Origin of the sequence: Dyella sp. (assembly GCF_051962475.1) — a bacterium.
In the GTDB taxonomy this organism is placed as follows: Bacteria; Pseudomonadota; Gammaproteobacteria; order Xanthomonadales; family Rhodanobacteraceae; genus Dyella_A.
Genome location: NZ_JBQCCF010000019.1, coordinates 13,150 through 34,121, shown reverse-complemented (window position 1 = coordinate 34,121; position 20,972 = coordinate 13,150). Strand labels below are relative to the sequence as shown.

At 67.5% G+C, this 20,972-nt stretch carries 23 protein-coding genes; 10 read left to right on the top strand and 13 right to left on the bottom strand.

What is annotated here, in order from left to right; all coding sequences use genetic code 11:
- Nucleotides 1-2: 2 nt before the first annotated feature.
- Together ACTHJF_RS03890 and ACTHJF_RS03885 are read right to left on the bottom strand one after the other, a co-directional pair.
- Entirely contained in the window at nucleotides 3-332 is a 330-nt protein-coding gene (locus tag ACTHJF_RS03890; RefSeq protein ID WP_440256826.1) for a TfoX/Sxy family protein, read from the bottom strand.
- Nucleotides 332-859 carry a nuclear transport factor 2 family protein gene (locus tag ACTHJF_RS03885; protein WP_440265938.1) on the bottom strand — a complete coding sequence of 176 codons (528 nt, stop codon included), beginning with the start codon at nucleotides 857-859 and terminating at the stop codon, nucleotides 332-334. Before ACTHJF_RS03885 ends, ACTHJF_RS03890 begins: the two co-directional genes overlap by 1 nt.
- Before the next feature lie 155 nt (nucleotides 860-1,014).
- Here ACTHJF_RS03885 and ACTHJF_RS03880 point away from each other — a divergent pair, with 155 nt between their 5' ends.
- The 4 genes from ACTHJF_RS03880 to ACTHJF_RS03865 all read left to right on the top strand — a co-directional run bounded on the left by ACTHJF_RS03880 (nucleotide 1,015) and on the right by ACTHJF_RS03865 (nucleotide 4,995).
- Entirely contained in the window at nucleotides 1,015-2,151 is a 1,137-nt protein-coding gene (locus ACTHJF_RS03880; protein WP_440265937.1) for an MBL fold metallo-hydrolase, read from the top strand.
- Between the two features lie 221 nt (nucleotides 2,152-2,372).
- Complete coding sequence (locus tag ACTHJF_RS03875) at nucleotides 2,373-2,771, top strand: carboxypeptidase-like regulatory domain-containing protein (RefSeq protein ID WP_440265936.1); 399 nt, start codon at nucleotides 2,373-2,375, stop codon at nucleotides 2,769-2,771.
- A gap of 206 nt (nucleotides 2,772-2,977) precedes the next feature.
- A complete protein-coding gene (gene msrA, locus ACTHJF_RS03870) occupies nucleotides 2,978-3,490 on the top strand; it encodes a peptide-methionine (S)-S-oxide reductase MsrA (RefSeq protein ID WP_440265935.1) in 513 nt (170 codons plus the stop codon).
- Between the two features lie 47 nt (nucleotides 3,491-3,537).
- Nucleotides 3,538-4,995, top strand: a complete 1,458-nt coding sequence (locus ACTHJF_RS03865; RefSeq protein ID WP_440265934.1) for a diguanylate cyclase domain-containing protein — start codon at nucleotides 3,538-3,540, stop codon at nucleotides 4,993-4,995.
- Nucleotides 4,996-5,018: 23 nt separating this feature from the next.
- On the opposite strand, the gene ACTHJF_RS03860 is transcribed toward ACTHJF_RS03865, so the two are convergent.
- Both ACTHJF_RS03860 and ACTHJF_RS03855 read right to left on the bottom strand, forming a co-directional pair.
- Entirely contained in the window at nucleotides 5,019-5,486 is a 468-nt protein-coding gene (locus ACTHJF_RS03860; protein WP_440265933.1) for a YybH family protein, read from the bottom strand.
- A 237-nt stretch (nucleotides 5,487-5,723) separates the two neighbouring features.
- On the bottom strand, nucleotides 5,724-6,092 hold the full coding sequence (locus ACTHJF_RS03855; RefSeq protein ID WP_440265932.1) for an ArsR/SmtB family transcription factor: 369 nt from the start codon (nucleotides 6,090-6,092) through the stop codon (nucleotides 5,724-5,726).
- Nucleotides 6,093-6,200: 108 nt separating this feature from the next.
- Between ACTHJF_RS03855 and ACTHJF_RS03850 the strand changes: the two genes are divergently transcribed.
- Nucleotides 6,201-6,947 carry a glucose 1-dehydrogenase gene (locus ACTHJF_RS03850; protein ID WP_440265931.1) on the top strand — a complete coding sequence of 249 codons (747 nt, stop codon included), beginning with the start codon at nucleotides 6,201-6,203 and terminating at the stop codon, nucleotides 6,945-6,947.
- 103 nt (nucleotides 6,948-7,050) lie between these two features.
- On the opposite strand, the gene ACTHJF_RS03845 is transcribed toward ACTHJF_RS03850, so the two are convergent.
- Nucleotides 7,051-7,935, bottom strand: coding sequence for an aldo/keto reductase family oxidoreductase (locus tag ACTHJF_RS03845; RefSeq protein ID WP_440265930.1), 885 nt, complete (start codon nucleotides 7,933-7,935; stop codon nucleotides 7,051-7,053).
- Nucleotides 7,936-8,049: 114 nt separating this feature from the next.
- On the opposite strand from ACTHJF_RS03845, the gene ACTHJF_RS03840 reads away from it, so the two are divergent.
- The 3 genes from ACTHJF_RS03840 to ACTHJF_RS03830 all read left to right on the top strand — a co-directional run bounded on the left by ACTHJF_RS03840 (nucleotide 8,050) and on the right by ACTHJF_RS03830 (nucleotide 11,739).
- Complete coding sequence (locus ACTHJF_RS03840) at nucleotides 8,050-8,955, top strand: LysR substrate-binding domain-containing protein (RefSeq protein WP_440265929.1); 906 nt, start codon at nucleotides 8,050-8,052, stop codon at nucleotides 8,953-8,955.
- Between the two features lie 96 nt (nucleotides 8,956-9,051).
- Nucleotides 9,052-10,257 (top strand): M48 family metalloprotease, encoded by a 1,206-nt coding sequence (locus ACTHJF_RS03835; RefSeq protein ID WP_440265928.1) that lies wholly within the window; start codon nucleotides 9,052-9,054, stop codon nucleotides 10,255-10,257.
- Nucleotides 10,258-10,410: 153 nt separating this feature from the next.
- Nucleotides 10,411-11,739 (top strand): MFS transporter, encoded by a 1,329-nt coding sequence (locus ACTHJF_RS03830; RefSeq protein ID WP_440265927.1) that lies wholly within the window; start codon nucleotides 10,411-10,413, stop codon nucleotides 11,737-11,739.
- Nucleotides 11,740-11,833: 94 nt separating this feature from the next.
- On the opposite strand, the gene ACTHJF_RS03825 is transcribed toward ACTHJF_RS03830, so the two are convergent.
- The 5 genes from ACTHJF_RS03825 to ACTHJF_RS03805 form a co-directional block, all read right to left on the bottom strand.
- On the bottom strand, nucleotides 11,834-12,637 hold the full coding sequence (locus tag ACTHJF_RS03825; RefSeq protein WP_440265926.1) for an SGNH/GDSL hydrolase family protein: 804 nt from the start codon (nucleotides 12,635-12,637) through the stop codon (nucleotides 11,834-11,836).
- Between the two features lie 82 nt (nucleotides 12,638-12,719).
- Nucleotides 12,720-13,067 carry a hypothetical protein gene (locus ACTHJF_RS03820; protein WP_440265925.1) on the bottom strand — a complete coding sequence of 116 codons (348 nt, stop codon included), beginning with the start codon at nucleotides 13,065-13,067 and terminating at the stop codon, nucleotides 12,720-12,722.
- 154 nt (nucleotides 13,068-13,221) lie between these two features.
- Nucleotides 13,222-15,174 (bottom strand): M61 family metallopeptidase, encoded by a 1,953-nt coding sequence (locus ACTHJF_RS03815; protein ID WP_440265924.1) that lies wholly within the window; start codon nucleotides 15,172-15,174, stop codon nucleotides 13,222-13,224.
- Between the two features lie 65 nt (nucleotides 15,175-15,239).
- The gene (locus ACTHJF_RS03810; protein WP_440265923.1) at nucleotides 15,240-16,022 is read right to left on the bottom strand and encodes a LytR/AlgR family response regulator transcription factor; all 783 of its coding nucleotides are present in this window, start codon (nucleotides 16,020-16,022) and stop codon (nucleotides 15,240-15,242) included.
- Nucleotides 16,019-17,128 (bottom strand): sensor histidine kinase, encoded by a 1,110-nt coding sequence (locus ACTHJF_RS03805; protein WP_440265922.1) that lies wholly within the window; start codon nucleotides 17,126-17,128, stop codon nucleotides 16,019-16,021. The genes ACTHJF_RS03810 and ACTHJF_RS03805 overlap by 4 nt, the downstream gene beginning before the upstream one ends.
- A 200-nt stretch (nucleotides 17,129-17,328) precedes the next feature.
- Here ACTHJF_RS03805 and ACTHJF_RS03800 point away from each other — a divergent pair, with 200 nt between their 5' ends.
- Complete coding sequence (locus ACTHJF_RS03800; protein ID WP_440265921.1) at nucleotides 17,329-17,694, top strand: hypothetical protein; 366 nt, start codon at nucleotides 17,329-17,331, stop codon at nucleotides 17,692-17,694.
- 54 nt (nucleotides 17,695-17,748) lie between these two features.
- Here the strand turns inward: ACTHJF_RS03800 and ACTHJF_RS03795 are convergent, their stop codons facing one another.
- The 3 genes from ACTHJF_RS03795 to ACTHJF_RS03785 form a co-directional block, all read right to left on the bottom strand.
- On the bottom strand, nucleotides 17,749-18,174 hold the full coding sequence (locus ACTHJF_RS03795) for a DUF1801 domain-containing protein (RefSeq protein WP_440265920.1): 426 nt from the start codon (nucleotides 18,172-18,174) through the stop codon (nucleotides 17,749-17,751).
- A 287-nt stretch (nucleotides 18,175-18,461) separates the two neighbouring features.
- Nucleotides 18,462-18,905, bottom strand: coding sequence for a VOC family protein (locus ACTHJF_RS03790; protein WP_431636476.1), 444 nt, complete (start codon nucleotides 18,903-18,905; stop codon nucleotides 18,462-18,464).
- The gene (locus ACTHJF_RS03785) at nucleotides 18,902-19,351 is read right to left on the bottom strand and encodes a helix-turn-helix transcriptional regulator (RefSeq protein ID WP_440265919.1); all 450 of its coding nucleotides are present in this window, start codon (nucleotides 19,349-19,351) and stop codon (nucleotides 18,902-18,904) included. The genes ACTHJF_RS03790 and ACTHJF_RS03785 overlap by 4 nt, the downstream gene beginning before the upstream one ends.
- Nucleotides 19,352-19,687: 336 nt before the next feature.
- Between ACTHJF_RS03785 and ACTHJF_RS03780 the strand changes: the two genes are divergently transcribed.
- The gene (locus ACTHJF_RS03780) at nucleotides 19,688-20,890 is read left to right on the top strand and encodes an HD-GYP domain-containing protein (protein ID WP_440265918.1); all 1,203 of its coding nucleotides are present in this window, start codon (nucleotides 19,688-19,690) and stop codon (nucleotides 20,888-20,890) included.
- Nucleotides 20,891-20,972 lie beyond the last annotated feature (82 nt).

The following is a 20,972-nucleotide window of genomic DNA, read 5'->3' as shown; positions in this document are numbered from 1 at the left end:
GATCAGCGGCGGCGCGGGGCCTTCGGCTTGGGCAGCGGCAAAGCCGCCGCCGTAACGGTGAGCAGGCGGCCAAGCCGTTCGCCGTCGTCGAGCACCTCGTCCATGCGCCAATGGGGCTTGGCGCCGGGATACGGCGGCGCCTCCTCCACCGTGTCGAGCAGGGCGCGACCGGCCGCGGTCGGCTTCACGAACAGCATGTTGTCGCACACCAGCGCCACCACCCGGCCGTCCAGGTATAGCGCGTACTCGCCGAACATCTTGCGGTACGACAAGGCGTCGCCAAGCCCGGCCTGCTCGCAGACGTAGCCGACGAAGTCGGCGTCGGAGGCCATCAATGCGTCGCCGGGCGGCTGACCGCGGCTTTCGAGCTGGGCTTCGGACCGGTAGGACAGCCCTCTACCTGCACGTTGTAGGCGATGGCGCTGATGCGCCACTGCCCGCCGGCATCCTGCACCAGCGCAAAGCTGTCGATGCCGCAATGGGAGAACTTGCCGTCGAGGTGGAAGTCGTAGGGCGCCCACACCTGGGCCAGGCCATGGTCGATCAGCACCTGCGGCGACCAGATGCGCTCGCGCCATTCGCCCTTGCCGGTCGCCAGCGCGTGCAGGAAGTCCTCATCGCTCTCCATCTTGATCGTCCCGCCGGGCTTGCGCACCGAGAACACCGTGCCTGGCACCAGCAGGGCACGCATCGCGGCCGCATCGTGCGCCGCCATGGCGGCAAAGGTCTGATCGATCACGTGGAGCACCGCCTTGCGCTCGGCCGAGGTATCGCCCGTGGCGTGAACCGGCTGGAAAACTGCCAGGCTCATCGCCACGAGCGGAAGCAACGCGGAGGAAACCAGGGATCGCAGGCGCATGGCGGCTCTCGATTGAGGAAGGGTGGTCACAGCATCGCGCGTTCATGGGCGCCGTGCATGTGGCTCGCCCCCCGACTTTCGACACGGGCATCTTGCGAGTGGCGCGCTCCGTACCCATGCACTAGGACTTCCCTCACCGACTCGCACGAGGCCCCATGCGCTCCTTCGGAAAAACCGCCCAGGGCGAACGTCTCGAACGACTGCGTTCGCTGCCGCTGTGGGACGGCGAACGCCTGCGCAACGTACACCCGATCCTGCCCGGCCTGCGCGATCCGGCTGCGCCGAGGCCCAGCCTGCGCGACTTCCTGCGCGGCGATCCCAGCCGCATACCCACAACGCCCCTGCCATCGGTCGATCCGCGCGAGGGCTGGTCGGCGCGCCCCGCCAGCGGATTGCGCACGACCTGGCTGGGCCACTCCACCGTGCTGATCGAGATCGACGGCTGGCGCGTGCTCACCGATCCGGTGTGGGGTCAGCGCGCCTCGCCGTTCACGCTGATGGGACCGAAGCGCTTCCAGCCGGTGCCGATCGCTCTGCGTGAACTGCCGCCGGTGGATGCGGTGGTGATCTCGCACGACCACTACGACCATCTGGATTACCCCACCATCCGCGCGCTGGCCAAATCGCGCGTGCCTTTCATCACCTCGCTCGGCGTGGGCGCGCACCTCGAAGCCTGGGGCATCGCGCCGGAGCGGATCACCGAGCTGGCGTGGTGGGACAGCCATCGCGTGCCTGGCACCGGCCTCACCATCACGGCGGCGCCATCGCAGCATTTCTCCGGCCGAGGCCTGAAAGACCGCAACCTCACGCTGTGGTCGTCGCTGGTGATCGAAGGCGAACGCCATCGCGTGTTCTTCAGCGGCGACACCGGCCTCACCACCGAGTACGCCAACATCCGCGACCGACTCGGGCCGTTCGACCTGGTGATGCTGGAGGTCGGCGCGTTCCACCCGTCGTGGGGCGATATCCATCTGGGCCCGGCCAACGCATTGCAGGCACACGAGCTGCTCGGCGGCGGTGTGCTGATGCCCGTGCACTGGGGCACCTTCGCGCTGTCCACCCACGCCTGGGACGAGCCGGTGGAAACCCTGCTCTCGCTGGCCGACCCGGCCCGCGCCCATCTGCTGCTGCCGCGCCTGGGCGAACCCCTGGAGCCGTTCGAACGGCGCCCAGCCCAGCCGTGGTGGCGAGGGTCCAGCGAGCCCGTCGCCGACCCTTCCCCTGTGCACGAGGCACCATCCGAACAGCGCAACGAGGCGAACGAAGAGCAGATGCCCTGGCCGCTCGATTGAGCGTGCCTGCATCGGACCGGCTCCGGCCGTGAGCTCACGGCATCATCCCCCACAAGACGCCGATACCGACGGGCCCGATGGTTGCTCGCCCGGCGCAGATGGACGTGGCGCGCTGCACCGGGGATTCGCCAGTGCGCGTAGCGTGCCTATACTCGGCGACGGATTCTGCGTTCTGCTGAGTCCGTCACAAACGTCAATCGCCACCCGACATGGAGCGTTTCATGGATATCTGCAGCACCGCGGCCGCCCGCCACGTTTTCCCCCGCCGCACGTCCCGCCTGATCCTCAGCATCGCCCTGGCTGCCGCCGGGATCCTCGCCGGCAGCGCCGCCTTCGCGCAGTCGACCAGTACGCACATCTTCGGCTGGGGCCCGGCCGGTCAGCATGTGGTCGCCAAGAGCAGCTCCGGCCTCAAGCGCACCACCACCGTGAAGGACGACGGCCGCTACGACCTGCGGGCGCTGCCGATGGGAATCTACTCGGTGTCGCTGATGAAAGACGACAAGGCCGTCGACACCCGGCCGAACATTCCGTTGACCGTGGGGCGTGGTGCCGAGGTAGATTTCGCCTGTGAGAACGATCAGTGCGCCGCCTCCGCGGACGGCCACAAGTCCCCCTGATCCGACCGTTGCGGCGCCCCAGCAAGGCCACGCACCCGCACCACCCAGGGGCGACGTCGATGCGGCGTCGCCCCTTCGCATTGGGTCATCTGGATTGAAATCGTGCGGACCGCGCGGTCGGCACAGCCGCCGACGAGGTCGCCGGATTGCTTTTGCTGCACGGCCGCCCAATATCCGTCCGTGCCAACCACTGAGGAGCACGAGCCATGACAGTCCAGACCGAACGCGCCGTCCTCGCCGGCGGCTGCTTCTGGGGCATGCAGGAGCTGGTGCGCCACCAACCGGGCGTGCTCGCCACCCGCGTGGGTTATTCCGGCGGCGACGTGCCGAACGCCACCTATCGCAACCATGGCACCCACGCCGAGGCGATCGAGATCATCTTCGACCCGGTCGTCACCAGCTATCGCGCGCTGCTGGAGTTCTTCTTCCAGATCCACGACCCGACCACGCGTAATCGCCAGGGCAACGACGTGGGCATGAGCTACCGCTCGGCGATCTTCTACACCAGCCCCGAGCAGGAGGCCGTAGCGGAGGACACCATCGCCGACGTCGAAGCCTCCGGCCTGTGGCCGGGCAAGGTGGTCACCGAGGTCGCGCCCGCTGGCGACTTCTGGGAAGCCGAACCGGAGCACCAGGACTACCTGCAGCATTACCCCAACGGCTACACCTGCCACTTCGTGCGCCCGGGCTGGAAGCTGCCACGGCGAGCACAGTTCTGAAACCCAGGCGACGCGCATAGGGGGCCGGCATCGGCTACATTGCCGACATGCCCGCCCAGGCAGCAAGCCGCCCAATCTCCGCTGGCCCCACCACTCCTCGCGCAGCCTGGCTGCTGCTCGCGGTGGTGGGTGCGGTCGGATTGTTGTTTCCGGCGTGGCGCGGACATCCGAACACGCTGTGGGCTGTCTATTGTCTGGTCGAGTCCATCGCAACGGCCGGGGCCTGGTATCTGACCTGGCGGCGTCGCGCCCCGCTGGCCTGGTGTCTGCTGCTCGCCGGCATTACCTGCAACGTGGTGGCCGACCTGGTCTATTACCGGGAAACGGTAATCGTCGGTATGGGCGCAAAAGCGGGCCTGTCGGACGTGCTCTACACCCTGGCGTACCTTCCGGCAGCGGCAGGATTGCTGACTCTCGGACAGCGGGTCGGTCGCTCGACCGGGGCCTTGCTCGACGCCACCATCTTTGCCGCCGGACTGGCCGTTCCGGTGATTACCTTCTACATGGTCCCCGCATCGCGCGATGTTTCTTTCGGGCTCGAGGGACTGCTGCTGGTCGGGCTGTATGCGTTCGGCAGCATCCTGCTGTTCGCGCTCTATGTGGCACAGACGACGGCGCGGCGGGGCAGCAACCCGGCCTTCCTCGTGCTCGGGGCGGCGCTGCTGATGGGGGCCCTGGGCGATCCGCTGTGGAACGTGCACATGCTGGGGACTCGTCCCGGACTGGGCGAATTACCCAAGCTGCTGTGGTTCCTCAACCGTAGTCTTCCGCTGGTCGCGATTGCGCATCCGGCGATCGTGCAGGTGTGGCAGCCAGAACCGCCATCGCCAGGGTCGCCATTGCCACGCGTGCGCCTGTTCGCACTGATTCTCGGCTCGCTGATGCCGGCGGTGACCCTGGTGATGGCGTCACTGGCCGCTCCGGACTACTCCTACTGGGTACCCATCGCCGCTGGCGGCATCCTGCTGCCGGCGCTGGTGCTGATCCGCATGGACGGACTGCTGCTGCAACTGCGGGGGCAAGCGCTGCAACTGGACCTCCTTTCCCATTACGACGAACTCACCGGCGCCCCTAATCGCCGCCAGTGGAAGCGAGCGCTGGCATCGGCGGTGGCGCGCGCGGGCAAGGAAGGACGGCCGCTGAGTCTGGCTCTGCTCGATCTGGACCACTTCAAGGCCTTCAACGACGCCCACGGTCATCATGCGGGCGACAACCTGCTGCGTGAGGCCTACCTCGCCTGGTCGGCATGCCTGCCACGTGACGCGGTACTGGCCCGTTACGGAGGTGAGGAGTTCGCCCTGCTGCTGCCCGGCGTCCCGGTCGGCGAAGCGGTGGCATTGGTGGAGCAGATGCAGTGCCATACGCCGCAGGATCAGAGCTTCTCCGCGGGAGTGGCCCGCTGCGACGTGTCCGCCGAGCTCGACAGCGCGCTCGATCGCGCGGACGCCGCGCTCTACCGGGCCAAGCAGAGCGGACGGCGACGAGTGCTTCCCGCGGACGACTGATCACTGCCTGCCGTCAACAGCGCTCAGCTGGAATGATCGAGGATGATCTTCCAGCCGGCCTCGGTCTTTTCCCACAGCAGCGAATACACACCGTCATCCTGAGCAACGCTGCCGTGCGCCGCTCTATCGAGGTGGAAGCGGCCGGTCACCGCGGCATAGTGCACCGTGCCGTTGGCATCCGGCAGTAAGCGCACATCGATGCCGGAGAAGGTCAGGCGGCCCATCTGCTCCTTCGTCGCATAGTGCTCACGGTAGCTGGCGAGGATGGCGCGATAGCCCTTGCGCACCGTGCTGCCGACGAAGGTGGTGTCCGATGCGTCCTTGTAGCCATGCATGAAGTCCTCGACGTCGCCACGGTTCCACGCCGCCTGCTGCGCGGCCATCACGGCGCGGATAGCGGCCGCCTCGTCCGACGCACGCCGGGCCTCGGCCGCGCCCATCGACAGGCCGATACATAGTGCAAACACGCATGCGCCGCGCCGAACATTCATGGCTGCCACCTCATAGCTGGAGTTGTCGGGCGATCATCGCCGATCGGCACGTGCGGTGCAGCGACGACTCCAGCCGCAGCTAGGGTGACCCGGACGATTCGAGCGGCACGCCGAGCCCGATGACCGCGATCGACCGGCTCGACCTCACCGCCCTGCTCGCGCTGGTACTGGGCGGGAGAGATGCCTATTCCATGGACGGCCTGCGCCACCGGCCCGCAGCCCCCGGGGGGGAATCGCTCAGCTGCCCTTGGCGCGACGCTTGGCGGCGCGGGCACGTTCGGCCGACTGCACGCGATGCGCTTCCATGATCGCGCCGATCAATCCGGGGAAACGCTGCTCGATCTCCGCGCAGCGCGAGGTGTTGCGCATCTCCACACCCTGCCGTTCGCTGTGGATCAGCCCGGCCTCGCGCAGCACGCGAAAGTGCTGCGACAGGGTCGACTTCGGGATATCCCGATCCTTGATCGTGAGAAAGGTCGAGCAGGTCTGCGCACAGCCCGAATCGGCCAGCTCGGCGTAGATCGCCACCCGCACGGGATCAGACAACGCATGGAGGATCGCCTCCACGCTGACGTCGTCGATCGAGGGATGGGTCAAGGGCCGCATGGCGCGATTCTAGCAGCCCTTGATTATTTGTTCTTAAGTTCATAAGTTACGAACTACAGCATTTAAGAACCCGTTCATCCTCTCCCAGCACACACAAGGAACATCGTCATGAGCAAGCTCACCGGAAAAGTCGCCCTGGTCACCGGAGCCTCCAAGGGCATCGGCGCCGGCATCGCCCGCGCCCTGGCAGCCGAAGGCGCGGCCGTCGTCGTGAACTACGCCTCCAGCCGCGCCGGCGCCGACGCCGTGGTGGCGGACATTGCCAAGGGTGGCGGCAAGGCCGTCGCCATACGAGGCGACGTGTCCAAGGCCGCTGACGCCCACGCCCTGGCCGACGCCGCCATCGAGCATTTCGGCCGTCTCGACATTCTCGTCAACAACTCCGGCGTCTACGAGTTCGGCGCGCTGGAGCAGATCACCGAGGAGCACTACCACAAGCAGTTCAACGTCAACGTGCTCGGCCTGCTGCTGGTCACCCAGGCGGCGGCCAGGCACATGGGCGAAGGCAGCAGCATCGTCAATGTCAGCTCACTGGTGACCCGCATCGTGCCGGCGGCCAGCGCCGTCTACACCGGCACCAAGGGGGCGGTGGACGCGATCACCGGCGTGCTGTCGCAGGAGCTGGGCCCGCGCAAGATCCGCGTCAACGCGGTGAACCCGGGCGTGGTGGAGACCGAAGGCACGCACTCGGCCGGCTTCATCGGTTCGGACTTCGAGGCGGGCGCCGTGGCGAAGACGCCGCTGGGCCGCATCGGCCAGCCCAAGGACATCGCGTCCATCGTCACCTTCCTGGCCTCGGACGATTCGTACTGGCTCAACGGCGAGATCCTGTTTGCCGCCGGCGGCGCGCGGTAACGCATTGAGCGTTGCCGCGGGCACCAAGCCGTCGATGCCCGCGCGATAACGGCCCGCCCTTACCGGAGCGGGCCGTACTTTTTCCTAGCAGCGCATCACTGCTTTAGTGCGCTGCAGTTTCCGCCGCGCCGATCGCGTCCAGCTCGTCCATCACCGCCGCATCCAGCGCAAGCGATCCTGCCGCCAGGTTCTCGCGCAGATGGCCCACCGACGAGGTGCCGGGAATCAGCAGGATGTTCGGCGAGCGCGCCAGCAGCCAGGCCAGCGCCACCTGCATCGGCGTGGCATCCAGCCGGCGCGCAACGGCGGACAGCGCGTTCGATTGCAATGGGCTGAATCCGCCCAGCGGGAAGAACGGCACGTAGGCGATGCCAAGCCCCGCCAGTGCGTCGATCAGCGCGTCGTCAGCGCGATGCACCAGGTTGTAGTGGTTCTGCACGCACACCACCTCGGCGATGCCGCGCGCCTCGTGCACCTGGTTCAGCGTGGCGTTGCTCAGGCCCAGGTGACGGATCAGGCCGCGCTGCTGCAGTTCCGCCAGCGCGGTGAACTGCGCTTCGATCGACTGTTCGGTCGGCCGGTGCACGTCTCCCATGATGCGCAGGTTCACCACGTCGAGGCGCTCCACGCCCAGGTTGCGCAGGTTGTCGTGCACGGCTGAGGTCAAGTCGGCAGGACTTTGCGCCGGGTTCCACGACGCATCCGCCCCGCGCGTCGCGCCGACCTTGGTCACGATGGTCAACTGATCCGGATACGGATGCAGTGCTTCGCGGATCAGCTGGTTGGTCACGTGCGGGCCGTAGAAGTCGCTGGTGTCGATGTGGTCCACGCCACTGGCCACCGCCTCGCGCAGCACGGCCAGTGCGCCATCGCGGTCCTTCGGCGGGCCGAACACGCCCGGCCCAGCCAGCTGCATGGCGCCGTAGCCCATGCGGTTCACGGGGCGATGCCCGAGGGTGAAGCGGCCTGCGTTCGCTTGCGTGGTCATGCTGTGCTCCGTTGCCGATGCGGCGGGGATGCCGCGTTGGTCGACAACTCTAGGCGCGTACTTCCGTTCTGATAATTCGCCACAATCGGTACAACCCGTACGGATTTGCGCACAATGGATACCGAGCTTCGCGACCTCTTCGCCTTCCTTGCCGTACTGCGTGCCGGTGGCTTCCGCGAGGGCGCGCGCGCCAGCGGCAACTCCGCCTCGCGGCTGAGCGAGAGCGTGCGCCGGCTGGAGTCGCGCATGGGTGTGCGGCTGCTACATCGCACCACGCGCAGCGTGATCGCCACCGAAGCCGGCGCGCGGCTGGCCGAACGGCTGGCCCCTGCACTGGGTGAAGTGGAAGCGGCGCTGGACGTAGTCAACCACTACCGCGACCGCCCGGCCGGCACGCTCAAGCTCAACGTGCCAGCAACGGTGGCGCGGCTGGTGCTGCCGGCGATCGTCACGCCGTTCCTGAAGGCGTACCCGGAAATCCGGCTCGAAGTCATCGTCGAGGAGAGCTTCGTCGACCTGCTCGCCGCTGGCTGCGACGCCGGCGTGCGCTACGACGAGCGGCTGGAGAAGGACATGGTGGCGGTACCGATCGGCCCGCGCGTGCAGCGCATGGCCACCGCCGCCTCGCCAGCGTATCTGGCCGAACACGGCCGGCCTCGGCATCCCAGGGACCTGCTCGAACACACCTGCCTGCGCGGGCAGTTCGCCAGCGGCCACATCCCTGCCTGGGAGTTCGAACGCAACGGCGAGATCGTGCGCGTGGACCCGGATGGTCCGTTGCTCGTGCGGCTGGGCGGCGGCGTGGATCTGAAGCTGCAGGCGGCGCTCGACGGACTCGGCATCATCCACCTATTCGAAGCCTGGTTGCAGCCGCACTTCGACAGCGGCGCCCTCGTGCCCGTACTCAAGCCCTGGTGGCAACCCTTCAGCGGACCCTACCTCTACTACCCCGGCCGCCAGCACCTGCCCGCTCCGCTGCGGGCGTTCGTGGATTTCGTCAAGGCGAGTTCGCCGCGGTAGCGGCCATTCGCCGGGGCAGTGGTGGTCGCCACTGCGGCACTCGCCTAGACTCATGAAGCGCGTCAGGGGATGCGCCTCACAGGGGAGAAAACCGAAGTGACCGACCTCGTCTACAGGAACGAGACGACTCTGCGCGCCATTGCGCTTGCGTTGTCCATCATCATCTGGGCCTTATTGCTCATTGGCACGGTGGGTATCGTGCTGATCTACATCTTGCTGATCGCGCTGTTCGCACTCATCGCTCACTCGGCACTGATCGCACACCTGCGTGGCAATGCGATCCGCATCAGCTCCAGGCAGATGCCCGACCTCTATCAGCGGCTGTATCGCTGCTCGACCCAGCTGGGTCTGCCGAATGTGCCGGAGGCCTATCTGGTCAACGGCAACGGCTTGCTGAATGCCTTCGCCACCCGGTTCCTTGGCAGGGACTTCGTAGTACTGCTCTCCGATGTGGTCGACTCGATGGAAGATCGTCCCGGCGCGCTGGACTTCTACATCGGCCACGAGCTCGGTCACCTTCGTCGCCACCACCTTACCTGGGCGAAGATCCTCGCGCCGGCGCTGTTCCTGCCGATGCTCGGAGCCGCCTATTCGCGAGCACGCGAATACACCTGCGATCGCCACGGCCTCGCCGTGTGCGAAAACCCCGAAGATGCTCAGTACGGCCTGGTCGCACTCGCCGCCGGCAAGCGACGCTGGAAGTCCGTGAATCTGGAAGATTTCGGCGCCAGTGCAGCACCGCGCCCCGGATTCTGGATGTCGTTGCACGAGCTCGTCGGCGACTATCCGTGGCTCAACAAGCGGCAAGCATGGCTGCGCGCGCTGACCGAGCGGCGCAAGCCAAAGCTTGGCGGTCGCAATCCGCTGGCCTTTTTCATCAGCCTGCTGTTGCCTCGCATTCCCGGCATGGGGCTCGCTGGTGGCCTGGTCGTTGTGGCGTACGTGGCGATCCTAGCGGCGATCGCCATCCCGGCTTACCAGGACTACGTCAACCGCGCCGCGGTCGCCGCGGCGATGACCGAGAGCGCCCCCTATCGCAGCGCCGTCGCTCAGTACGCAATGACTCATCAGCAGTGGCCTGCCTCGCTTGAGCAAGCCGGCCTCGGCTCGATCACTCCTGACCGGACCGTTGCAGGCATCACGCTGGGTGAAAACGGCCAGCTCACATTGAGCTTTGTCGCCCCGGCCATGCGCAGCCACTCGCTGGTGCTTGCGCCGTATGTGAGCCAGGGCGTGATCCACTGGCAATGCGGCGGCGAGTTGCCACCCAAGTGGCTGCCGCCATCCTGCAAGGCGCTCTAGAAGGGGAAGGCTGGAAGTTTTGACGTGGTGGCGGGACGCGTAGCATTACGCCACCACGTCATGCTGCGTGGACAAGCCTTGGTGACTGCGCCGAGGGCACGGCGCAAAGCGGCTACCATCGGTCGATCCCTCGCCTCCCGGTAACTTGCCTGCATGAGTACGCCCGGCACGTCGCGTCCCGCCGAGATCTCACGCGCCTCCATGGTGGTGGCGGCGCTGTCGACAGTGGTGGAGTGGTACGACTTCACGCTGTACCTGTATTTCGCCACGGTGCTGTCGCGCGTGTTCTTCGGCGGCGACAGCCAGTCGCTGCTGGCCACGCTGGCGGGGTTTGCGGTGTCGTATGCGATGCGTCCGCTGGGGGCGATGGTGTTTGGCCACATCGGCGATCGGCTGGGGCGCCAGCGCACGCTGCTGCTGTCGATGATGTTGATGACGCTGGCGATGCTCGCCACCGCGCTGCTGCCCGATTACGCGGCGATCGGCCCGGTGGCCGGCGGCCTGCTGCTGGTGCTGCGCTGCTTCATGGCGTTCTCGGTGGGCGGCGAATACACCGGCGTGGTCGCCTACCTGCTGGAGGGCGCACGGGCCGAGCGGCGGGGCTTGATCACCTCGCTGGCCTCGGCCGCGAGCGAAGTCGGTGCACTGCTGGCGGTGGTCGTGGCGGCACTTACCGTGGGTTTGATGAGCGACGCGCAGCTCGCGGCCTGGGGTTGGCGCATTCCGTTCTTCATTGGCGCGGCGCTGGCCGGCAGCGTGTGGATAGCGCGCTCCACCATGCAGGAATCGCCCGAATTCCTGCGCCAGCAGGCACAGCGCACGGTGCCGGACTCGCCGCTGCGGCATACGCTTGCCCACCACCGCTCGGCGTTGCTGCGCACGTTCGCCATCTCGGCGCTGGGATCCATCACCTACTACGTCGGCATCACCTACGTGCCGGCGTTCCTCAGCGGCTCGGGCATCGTCGCCGAGGGTCGCTCGCTGGGTCTGTCGACGATCGCGGCGGTGGCGGTCATCGCGGTCACCCCGCTCGCCGGCGCGCTGTCGGACCGGGTCGGACGCAAGCCCGTGCTGATCGGGCTGGGCGTGGCGGCCATGCTGCTGCCGCTGTCGATGTTCGGCCTGATGGCCGGTGGCGGCGGCGAAGGATTCATCGCCATCGGCGCGATCGTGCTGGCGTGTCTGGCTGGCGGCGTGAGCGCGGTGGGCGCGCCTGCTACAGCCGAGCAATTCCCTGGCGAGGGACGGCTGAGCGGCCTCGCGCTGGGCGTCACCGTGGCCACGGCACTGTTCGGCGGACTCACGCCCTTCCTCGCCGAACTGCTGGTGCAGCGCACCGGCTGGGTCGCCGTGCCCGGCGCCATGATCGCCGCGGTCGCGCTGGCGGTGCTGCCGGTCCTGCTGACCATGCCGGAGACGCACCCGACGCTCGCCAAGCAGCGGCGTGCCCGCGCCTCAATGGCGCGCGAGGGCAGTCGCTGATTGCAGCAACGCTCGGCGTGCCGTTCGCGGCCGTGGCGCCATCAAGCGATTGGCTTAGCGGCTGGGAACGTACCACTGGTCGTGCCTTGGTCGGTCACTTGCCTGGGCCGGCGTCTGGCGCATCCAGCGCCTGGTCGATCGCCTGCTGTGCCAGCGGCGTCATGATGGCGTAGCCTGCTGGCGTCGGATGGACGCCATCGCGGGCGAGCCGCGTATCCATCCCACCCTGCGCGTTGACCAAGGCGTCGTAGTAGTCGAGATAGGTGGCGCCGCGCGACGCCGCGTACGATTTCAGCCAGGCGTTGAGCGCACGGATCTTGCCGGCCGGCTGCAAGCCGGGGTGCCACGGGTAGTCCGTGGTGGGCAGCACCGAAGCCAGGATCACCCGGATGCCGGCGGACTGCGCCAGCGCGGTCATCGAGCGGAAGTTGTCCTCGATCATCTCCGGGGTGGCCAGTCCCGTATTGCCGGCGATGTCGTTGGTGCCGGCGAGGATAACCACCGCCGCAGGGCGCAGGCCGATGACGTCCTGGCGAAAGCGAACCAGCATCTGCGCCGTGGTCTGGCCGGAGATGCCGCGGTTGACGTACGGCTTGCCCGGAAAGAACGTGGTGCCCGCAGCGCGTCCCCACGCATCGGTGATGGAGTCGCCGTAGAACACCACGCGGCGTTCGCCAGGCGCTGGCGGCGCCAGCTTCGCGTTCTCTTCGCGGTAGCGTCCTAGCTGTGGCCAGTCCGACAGCTGTTGCTGCAGGGCAACGATCTGCTCGCTGTCGAGCGTCGCCGGCGGCGCGATGTACAAAGGATTGATTGGCTGCGGCCCCGGCCGCGGCGCCGATGTACTGCATGACGACAGGGCCAACGCGGCCAGCGGTAACGCGAACAACCAGCACTTCATGCAAGCAGCCTCGAGCAGGAGCGGCACCGGCACGCGCCGGAACGAATGCCCAACTTAGCGCACCCGAACCGTCACCGGCACGCTACTCGTAGGTCTGCACCACCAGCATCGGGCGCTCACCGGTGGACGAGGCCGCTGCCGCTGTGTCGCTGAAGTGGGAAAGCAGCGGCATACGCTCGTGATCGGAAAGCCGCACCACCACGCGCTCGAACGGCGCCGGATCGGCGGACGAAGATGCCGCGCGGCATACGCCGCGCACCGGCGTCGCACCGGGATGCAACTCGGGCAGCCCCGGCACCGCCACCTGACAGGTGGGATTGACCACCGCTCCGCTGAACGTGATCAAGCCGCCGCCGGCCCAGGCGATGCCCATGCCGAGCGCGACCACTTCCAGCCCCATGACGAACGCACCGCGCCATCCATTACGCATGATCGCCGCCTCCCGCCCCGCCCCGTAGAGATACCGTGTACGAGCCGACATCCCCCTGCCGGCCAAAGCATAGTCTCCCACCGCCAACGCCGCACCAGCTGATCAAGATCAACTGGCGCGGCCATGACCACTCAGGTCGCGGGCGGTATCGCCATCACTTGCGCGCGGCGATGATCTCGCTGAGGTAGTCGGGCGTGCCCGGCACGCGTACCAGATGCGGGTACTGCAGGCCGCCGTGGTAGTCCACCGACACCGTGCGGTAGCCGCCCTGGAACTTCAGCAGCAGGCGGATCGGCGCCTTGTCCGACTTCGCCGCGGTGATCGCGTTTTTCAGCACGTCGTCGCTGTAATCCTGCCCGTTAACCGCCACGATGGTGGCACCGGTGCTCACCCCGGCCTTGAATGCCGGGCCGTCCCAGCGCACGTCGTTGACCGCGCCCTTCCCCGCCACGGTCAGGCCGATCGACCAGCTGAAGTTGTACATGTGGCGCGAGGACTGCGGCCGGCTGTTGTACTGCTTTTCGTAGTCACTTTCCTTCTCGGTGTACACCAGCTTCCAGCCGCTGCCAGCGAGGCCGTCCAGCAGCGGCGGATCGAGCGTATCGACGCGCGCGTGCAGGTAGCTCGCCCAGTCGTACTTCGCCACGCCGTCCAGCGCCGCCACCACATCGTCGAAGTTGTAGGTTCTGGTCACGTAGCTGCCGTTGTCGACGCCGAAGAAGGCGCGGGCGAAATCGTCCAGCGACTTCCGATCGTGGGTGAGCTCGCGCAGCTTCGCGTCCACCGCCAGCCACACCATCTGGCCGGCGCTGTAGTACTCCTCGCTCATCTGCCAGCTGCGGTACGGCAGGCCGGTGCGACGCGCGGCGGTCGGGTCGTTGGTGGTGTCGGTGATGGTGCGCCAGGCGAACCCCTCCCGGTTACGGTCATAGTTGGCCGCCGTCATCGCCAGCGCGTCGCGGAACTGCTCGGGCGACCATAGGCCGGCGCGGGCCGTGAGCACGAAGCCCCAGTATTGCGTCTGCCCCTCGTACACCCACAGCAGCGAATCACCCATCGGTACGTTGAAATTGGGCGTCCACAGGTCGGCCGGACGGCGGAACTTGCCGTTCCACGAGTGAGTGTATTCGTGCGCGAGCAGATCGCGGCCGGGTGCGTTGTCGTCCCAGGCGGTGAAGTAGTCCGCGCCCAGGCCGTTCTCGCTGGACTGATGGTGCTCGGTGCCGTTGCCGCCGAGTTGGTCGGACAGCGAGAACAGGAAGTCGTAGTGGTCGTAGTGATGCGAGCCGAACAGCGTGGTCGCCTGCGCGGCGAGGTTGCGGTGCGCCTGCAGCTGCGCGGGCGTGATCTGAAGGTACTTAGGCGCATCGGCCACGATGTCCAGGTGCACCGGCGCGCCACCTTTCGGGGTGAGGTCCACGCGTTTGAAGTACTGGCCCGCATACACCGGTGAATCGACCAGGTTGTTGAAAGTCACCGGCTTGAAGGTGGTGGTGTCGCCCGACGTGGAAGCGGTCTCCAGCGCCGTGCCGAACTGCCAGCCGTGCGGCAGCGTGAGGCTCGGCGTGAAGGTGATGCCGCGGGTGTAGTGGCCGGCTGGATACAGCGCCAGCTTGCTCCACTCCATGTCCATCATGCGGTCGGTGATCTCGTAGCCACCATCGCGCGGCGACAGGTACTGGAACTGCGCCTCGACGGTCGACACGCCCGCCGGCACGTCGAGGTGGAAGGCATAGACGTTGTACTTGTCGCGTATCCACTTCAGCGGCTGGCCGTTGGCGCTCAGCCGCAGCCCGGCGAGCATGGCGATCGGCCCGGTGGGCGAGTGATCGCCGGGAATCCACTGCGGGTACAGCAGCGTGAGCGCGCCGGGCTGCACGGGAATCGACTCGCGCACGCGAAAGATGCCCTGCACTGTATCGCTGGCGTCCACCTGCAAGTTCACCGTGCCGGGGTACGGCGTGTCCTGCGGCGCGGGCACGTTGTCCCTCCAGGCCGGCTGCGCGTCGGCGACAGCGGCCGCCAGCACCGTCGAGATGGCCACGGCCAGGCGCAGGGACTTGCGGCGGGCGAGAGTCGCCCGGGAGGAAGAGGTGGCAAGGGACATGAGGAACTCCGGCGGGCCGATGGGAAAGCGCGCAAATTAGCATCGTCTGGCCCACCGGGCGCGGCTCAGTCGGTGGGCGCCTCGCGCGACAGCGAAACCAGCCGCAGGAACGCCTCGTGCTGATAGCGGCTCATGCGCAGCTTCTGCCCGGTATCCATGGTGACCACGTGATAGCCGTTGAACCACGGATGGACCGCCTCGACGCGGCGCACGTTGATGATGGCCGAGCGATGCACGCGGGCGAAACGCCTTGGATCGAGCCGCTCGGCCAGCGTCGCCATCGTCTCGCGCAGCTCATGCACGCGATCGGCCAGGTGGATCAGCACGGTGTTGCGGCTGGCCTTGATCCAGACGATGTCCTCGACATCGACAAACACCACCTGCTCGCCCTCGCGCACCGGGATGCGCTCGAGGTAATCGTCGCGCCGACGCAGCGCGTCCAGCGCCTGCATGATCCGGGCGGATACGGCCGCCCCGGCGCCACCGGCCAGGCGTGTCTTGGCCCGCGCCAGCGCATGGGCGAAGCGTTCGCGACTGAACGGCTTGACCAGGTAATCCACCGCATGCGCTTCGAACGCGCGTACCGCGTACTGCTCGTAGGCTGTGACGAACACGGTGGCCGGCATCTGCTCCACGCCGATCGCCGCCACCACGTCCATACCGGTCATCGCCGGCATCTGGATGTCGAGAAAGACCAGATCCGGTGAGCCGCGACGGATCGCCTGCACGGCGGCGATGCCGTCGCCGCATTCGTCCAGTTGCGCCACCTCCGAGTCGTCGCGCAACAGCCGCGCGATCGCCTGCCGCGCCAGCGGCTCGTCGTCCACCACCAGCACGGCCAGCTTCACGCAGCCACCTCCGGCGCATCGTCGAGTTCCTCCATCTCGCGCAGCGGCAGGCGCAGGCGACAGGACACGCCTTGCGGCCAGAGCATGTCCAGGCGCACCTCGGCCAGGTCGCCGTACAACTCGCGCAGGCGGAGCGCGGTGTTCGACAAACCGATGCCGTGGCCTGACGACGGCGAGTCGCCCGGCTCCAGCACACTGTTGCGGTTGCGCACCTCGATGCACAGCTCGGTACCCTCACGGCGGCTTTCGATCTCGATGCAATCGCTGCCCAGACGCTCGCCGATGCCGTGGCGTATCGCGTTCTCCACGATCGGCTGCAGGATCAGACTGGGCACCGCGCAGCGCAGCGTGTCCGGGGCGAGATAGATACGGGTGCCCAGGCGATCCTTGAAGCGGATGCGCTGGATGCCGAGGTACAGATCGAGCAGCACAAGTTCCTGCCGCAGCGTGATCTCCTGCCCTTCGCAGTCTTCCAGAAACGCGCGCAACAGGTCGCTGAGGCGCAGCAGCATGTCTTCGGCCGATGGCACGTCTTCGTGCAACAGCGTCGCGATGGCATGCATGGTGTTGAACAGGAAATGTGGCTGCAGCTGCGTGCGCAGCACCTGCAGACGCGATTGCGCCAGCTCCGAAGCCAGTCGGTTGGCTTCCAGTTCGCGGCGCGTGGTCTCTTCGCGAAACTGCATCGCCTGCTGGATCACGAACAGCGCCCAGCAGGTCAACATGCCGGTGGCCGCGTGCTGGCCCACGAACTGGCGCCACTGCTCGCCAAATCCGCTGGGTTCGAACACCGTCGACACCATGGCGCCGATCAGCAGCGCCACCGCGGTGATGCCCACGCTGGCCAGCAACGGCATGCCCAGTTCGCGCAGGCGCGGGGGCAGACGCAAGGGATAGCTGGCCGCCAGCCGGAACACCAGAGGTGCCAGCGCCGCCCAGGTGTACCACTGGATCGCCGACCAGCGCAGGTAGTCGATCGCCGCCCAGCCGTGGCCGGCCAGGTCATCGCGCAGGTACCCCTGCACCGCGAACACCACCGCCACCACGCCCCACAGGCCGAGGTACCGGCCCATGCCGATGTCCGTATTGCCCAGGCGAACCCTCATCGCGCGTGTCCAGTGGGGAGCTGGCTGCATCCTAGGCGCAGCCCGCGGCCGCTGGAAAGCAAAGCGCCGCCCTGCTGCGATTGGTCACGCCGTCACGACGATTCGTCCCACCGCGCTTCCGCCGCGCCCGCCTCCCGCGGCCAGATGGTCACGCGGAGCGCCCGGTGCGCGACCCGCTTCCCCTTTGCCGGAGAGCCATCGTGACCCTGCCACGCGCCGCCATCTGTTCTATCGCCCTCGTCACCACATTCACCGCCGCCTGCGCTGCCAGCACACCACATCGCGATGCCACGACGGCACCCGGGCCGTACCTCCAGCTGGTGAACGCCACGTTCGACAGCGTGACCGCCGTGGCCGTCGCCCCCGCCGGCAGCGAGGCGTTCCAACGCATCGCGCTCGGTCAGCCCCTGCAGGGAGGCCTGACCGCCACCACCTTGCGGGTACCGCCCGGCCAGTGCCTGCGCGATCTGCGCATTACGTTCCGCAACCAGCGGGTCGAACGGCTCGGCGCCGTCGACATCTGCCGCGTGCATGCCCTGCGCCTGGACGCGAAGCCGGCACGCTAGCCGCCTGGCGCGCACCTGTTCGGCTGATGGACCGGAGCGCGCGCCGCCCGCCGCTCATGTCGATTTTTTCTTCCGCGACGGCTGGCTCGTTGCATTGCGCGCGGCCGCCGCGCGGATCAACGCCAGCAAGGCTGGCTGGTCGATCGCCTCACCCTCGCGGAAATCGATGGCACGGCGGGTGTTGCCGTCCAGGCTGGCATTGAACAGTCCGGCCGGGTCATCCAGCTCGGCGCCATGGGCGAAGGTCACCTTCACGCTGGCCTTGTAGGTCTCGCCGGTGCAGAGCATGCCGTCGCTGTACCACACCGGCACGCCGCGCCACTTCCATTCCTCCATCACGCCCGGCACGGCCTGCCGAATCAGCGAACGGATCTGCGCGAGCGCTTCGCCGCGCCAATCGCCGAGTTCACGAATACGGGCATCGATACGTGCCGAAGGGGTATCGGCTGCCGGGGCCGCGCCGGGGCTGCTCTTGTTCATGCCAGTGACTCCTTCGTGGGATTTTTTAACATGTCTAAGGCTGTCGGAGGTGGCCGATATCGGCACGCCGCGGGGCCGATGTTGACGGCGAACGCAACTGTCGCATCGCCGAAGGTATCCGTCGTGACTCTGCGGATAAGTTGCCTGCACACACGCCGCAGCACCACACCGGCACAGGCCAGAAGTGCCAGGCACCGACAAAGCAAAGGCGCGTCGGTATACGCCAGCTATCGCTTTGAGCGGCAGTAAGCACGCGCCGACCGCTGCGGCGAAGCGATCCGCACCGCTCAGCGCTGCTCCTGCACGCGCAGCAGGTTGCCGGCCGGGTCGCGCACGGCGCAGTCGCGCACGCCGTAGGGCTGCATGGTCGGCTCCTCCACGATCTCCGCGCCGCTGGCGGCGATGCGCTCGAATGCGGCATCGAGATCGCGCGTGGCCAGCAACATGATCGCGTAGGTGCCCTTGGCCATCATCTCGGCGATGGTGCGCTTTTCTTCATCGGTGACGCCGGGGCTGGCCGCCGGGGGAAACAGCACGATCGAGGTGCCGGGCTGATCGGGTGGACCGACGGTGATCCAGCGCATGCCGTTGTAGCCGACATCCTTGCGCACCTCGAAGCCGAGCGTGTCGCGGTAGAACGCCAGCGAGGCGTCCGGGTCGGTGTGTGGCAGGAAACTGGAGTGGATGGTGATATCCATGGCGCTCGCCTGGGTGGTGGAAGGAGCCGTCATGCTAGGTCCGGCTCGCGGCTCGGCGCTTCTCGATTCCTGATCGGTCGCGTCACCTGCCGCGCCACGCACGAGGGCAGGCCTGCCGTCGCCTGCGCCGCCTCACGCCGATAGACGCTGGGTGACATACCCACCAACTCGCTGAAGCGTGTGCTGAAGGTACCCAGCGAGGCGCAGCCCACGGTGAAGCAGACTTCGGTGACGCTAAGGTCGCCGCGCCGTAACAGCGCCATCGCCCGCTCGATGCGGCGCGTCATCAGGTAGCTGTATGGTGACTCGCCGAAGGCCAGCTTGAACTGCCGGCTCAGATGCCCGGAAGACATGCCGATGCCCCGCGCCAGCGCGTCCACGTCCAGCGGCTGGGCGTATTCGCGATCGATGCGGTCGCGCACGCGGCGCAGGCGGGCGAGATCGCGCAGGGCGATGTCGGAAGCGGGCAACTGGCTCATCCACGCATCGTCCCACCCGCCGCCGGCGCGCTCAACCAAGTGACGCGGCGCCGGTACTTCCGCGGATAGCCAAGGAAACACCGCCTCGGAGCGGCGCGAGCGCCTCCCTTGCCCCTGGTCCGCGCCGCGGCCTACGTTCGATCAACTTGCTGCGGGATCGATGCGCGTCCTGTCCGCAGTTGCTTTCGCGCGGGCTCAAGTGTGGCGCTCCAGCGCCGATAACGGGACGCACCGCACGGAACCGGGGGTTCCAGCGGGGTGCCGGCGGCCATTGCGGCCGGCGCTCCGCATGGCTGCGCGGGCGCAACAATCGACGAGAGACGGATTGGCCACTACATGACCTCGCCGCTGAAGAAAATTCCCGTCGCGCGCGTCGCGCGTGGCATGTACGTGCACAAGATCTGCGGCAACTGGCTGGACCACCCGTTCTGGCGTGGCTCGTTCCTGGTGGAGGACGACACTACCCTGGCCACCCTGCGCGCCATGGGCAACTTGGAAGTGTGGATCGACACGGTCAAGGGCCTGGACCTTACGCAGCCGGTGGCCCGCGCGGCCTCGCCTGCGGCGCCGGCTCCGCCGCCCGTCCCACCGAAGCCGGAGCCGCCGCGCACCGCCTTCGGCAACGACATTGCCCGTGCCGAAGAGCTTCGCGATCGCGCCAAGGCCGCGGCCAAGGCGCTGTTCCAGGACGCTCGCATGGGTCGCGCGCTGCGCATGGAATCGGCCGCCAGCATCGTCGACGAAGTAGATGATGCGATCGCGCGCAATCCTGCCGCCATGCTCAGCGTGCTGCGGCTGAAGAACAAGGACGACTACACCTACCTGCATTCGGTCGCCGTCGCCGCGTTGATGATGGCGCTGGGGCGCCGGCTCGGATACGCCGGCAGCGAACTTAAGGAGCTGGGCCTGGCTGGCTTGCTCCACGACATCGGCAAGGTCGGCGTGCCCGACGCCGTGCTCAATAAGCCCGGCCGGTTGAGTCCGCTGGAAATGACCTCGGTGCGCCAGCACCCGCAGATCGGCTGGGACATCCTGCGCCGCGAGGCAGCCGCCGGCCCCGTGGCGCTGGACGTATGCCTGCACCACCACGAAAAAACCGACGGCAGCGGCTACCCGGAAAGACTCGCCGGCGACACCATCAGCCGCGCCGCCCGCATGGGCGCGATCTGCGACGTGTACGACGCGATCACCTCCGACCGCCCCTACAAGCGCGGCTGGGAACCGGCCGAAGCGATCCGGCGCATGGCCGAGTGGCAGGACGGCCACTTCGACCGCGAGATCTTCCACGCCTTCGTCAAGCTCATCGGCATCTACCCCACCGGCACCCTGGTGCGGTTGTCATCCGAGCGTCTCGCCGTGGTGCTGGCACAAGGCGAGGGCAGCTCGCTCAACCCGACCGTGCGACTGGTCTGCCGCCTGCCCGACGGCGAACCGCTGGAACCGACCCAACTGGAGCTGGCCGAGTCGGACGACCGCATCACCGGCATCGAGGATCCGGCCAGCTGGGGCCTCCACATCCCCCGCCTGCTGCGCGAATGAGGTCACCAGCTGGGCGCTGGCGCCCAGACGCGTACCCTCCGCGTCCGCCCCGATGTACTCGGTGAGCCTGCTGCAGATCGGC

Coding starts and splice junctions, on each gene's coding strand:
- ACTHJF_RS03890 (WP_440256826.1), bottom strand. CDS start 332: ATGGCCTCCGACGCCGACTTCGTCGGCTACGTCTGCGAGCAGGCCGGG.
- ACTHJF_RS03885 (WP_440265938.1), bottom strand. CDS start 859: ATGCGCCTGCGATCCCTGGTTTCCTCCGCGTTGCTTCCGCTCGTGGCG.
- ACTHJF_RS03880 (WP_440265937.1), top strand. CDS start 1,015: ATGCGCTCCTTCGGAAAAACCGCCCAGGGCGAACGTCTCGAACGACTG.
- ACTHJF_RS03875 (WP_440265936.1), top strand. CDS start 2,373: ATGGATATCTGCAGCACCGCGGCCGCCCGCCACGTTTTCCCCCGCCGC.
- msrA (WP_440265935.1), top strand. CDS start 2,978: ATGACAGTCCAGACCGAACGCGCCGTCCTCGCCGGCGGCTGCTTCTGG.
- ACTHJF_RS03865 (WP_440265934.1), top strand. CDS start 3,538: ATGCCCGCCCAGGCAGCAAGCCGCCCAATCTCCGCTGGCCCCACCACT.
- ACTHJF_RS03860 (WP_440265933.1), bottom strand. CDS start 5,486: ATGAATGTTCGGCGCGGCGCATGCGTGTTTGCACTATGTATCGGCCTG.
- ACTHJF_RS03855 (WP_440265932.1), bottom strand. CDS start 6,092: ATGCGGCCCTTGACCCATCCCTCGATCGACGACGTCAGCGTGGAGGCG.
- ACTHJF_RS03850 (WP_440265931.1), top strand. CDS start 6,201: ATGAGCAAGCTCACCGGAAAAGTCGCCCTGGTCACCGGAGCCTCCAAG.
- ACTHJF_RS03845 (WP_440265930.1), bottom strand. CDS start 7,935: ATGACCACGCAAGCGAACGCAGGCCGCTTCACCCTCGGGCATCGCCCC.
- ACTHJF_RS03840 (WP_440265929.1), top strand. CDS start 8,050: ATGGATACCGAGCTTCGCGACCTCTTCGCCTTCCTTGCCGTACTGCGT.
- ACTHJF_RS03830 (WP_440265927.1), top strand. CDS start 10,411: ATGAGTACGCCCGGCACGTCGCGTCCCGCCGAGATCTCACGCGCCTCC.
- ACTHJF_RS03825 (WP_440265926.1), bottom strand. CDS start 12,637: ATGAAGTGCTGGTTGTTCGCGTTACCGCTGGCCGCGTTGGCCCTGTCG.
- ACTHJF_RS03820 (WP_440265925.1), bottom strand. CDS start 13,067: ATGCGTAATGGATGGCGCGGTGCGTTCGTCATGGGGCTGGAAGTGGTC.
- ACTHJF_RS03815 (WP_440265924.1), bottom strand. CDS start 15,174: ATGTCCCTTGCCACCTCTTCCTCCCGGGCGACTCTCGCCCGCCGCAAG.
- ACTHJF_RS03805 (WP_440265922.1), bottom strand. CDS start 17,128: ATGAGGGTTCGCCTGGGCAATACGGACATCGGCATGGGCCGGTACCTC.
- ACTHJF_RS03795 (WP_440265920.1), bottom strand. CDS start 18,174: ATGAACAAGAGCAGCCCCGGCGCGGCCCCGGCAGCCGATACCCCTTCG.
- ACTHJF_RS03790 (WP_431636476.1), bottom strand. CDS start 18,905: ATGACGGCTCCTTCCACCACCCAGGCGAGCGCCATGGATATCACCATC.
- ACTHJF_RS03785 (WP_440265919.1), bottom strand. CDS start 19,351: ATGAGCCAGTTGCCCGCTTCCGACATCGCCCTGCGCGATCTCGCCCGC.
- ACTHJF_RS03780 (WP_440265918.1), top strand. CDS start 19,688: ATGACCTCGCCGCTGAAGAAAATTCCCGTCGCGCGCGTCGCGCGTGGC.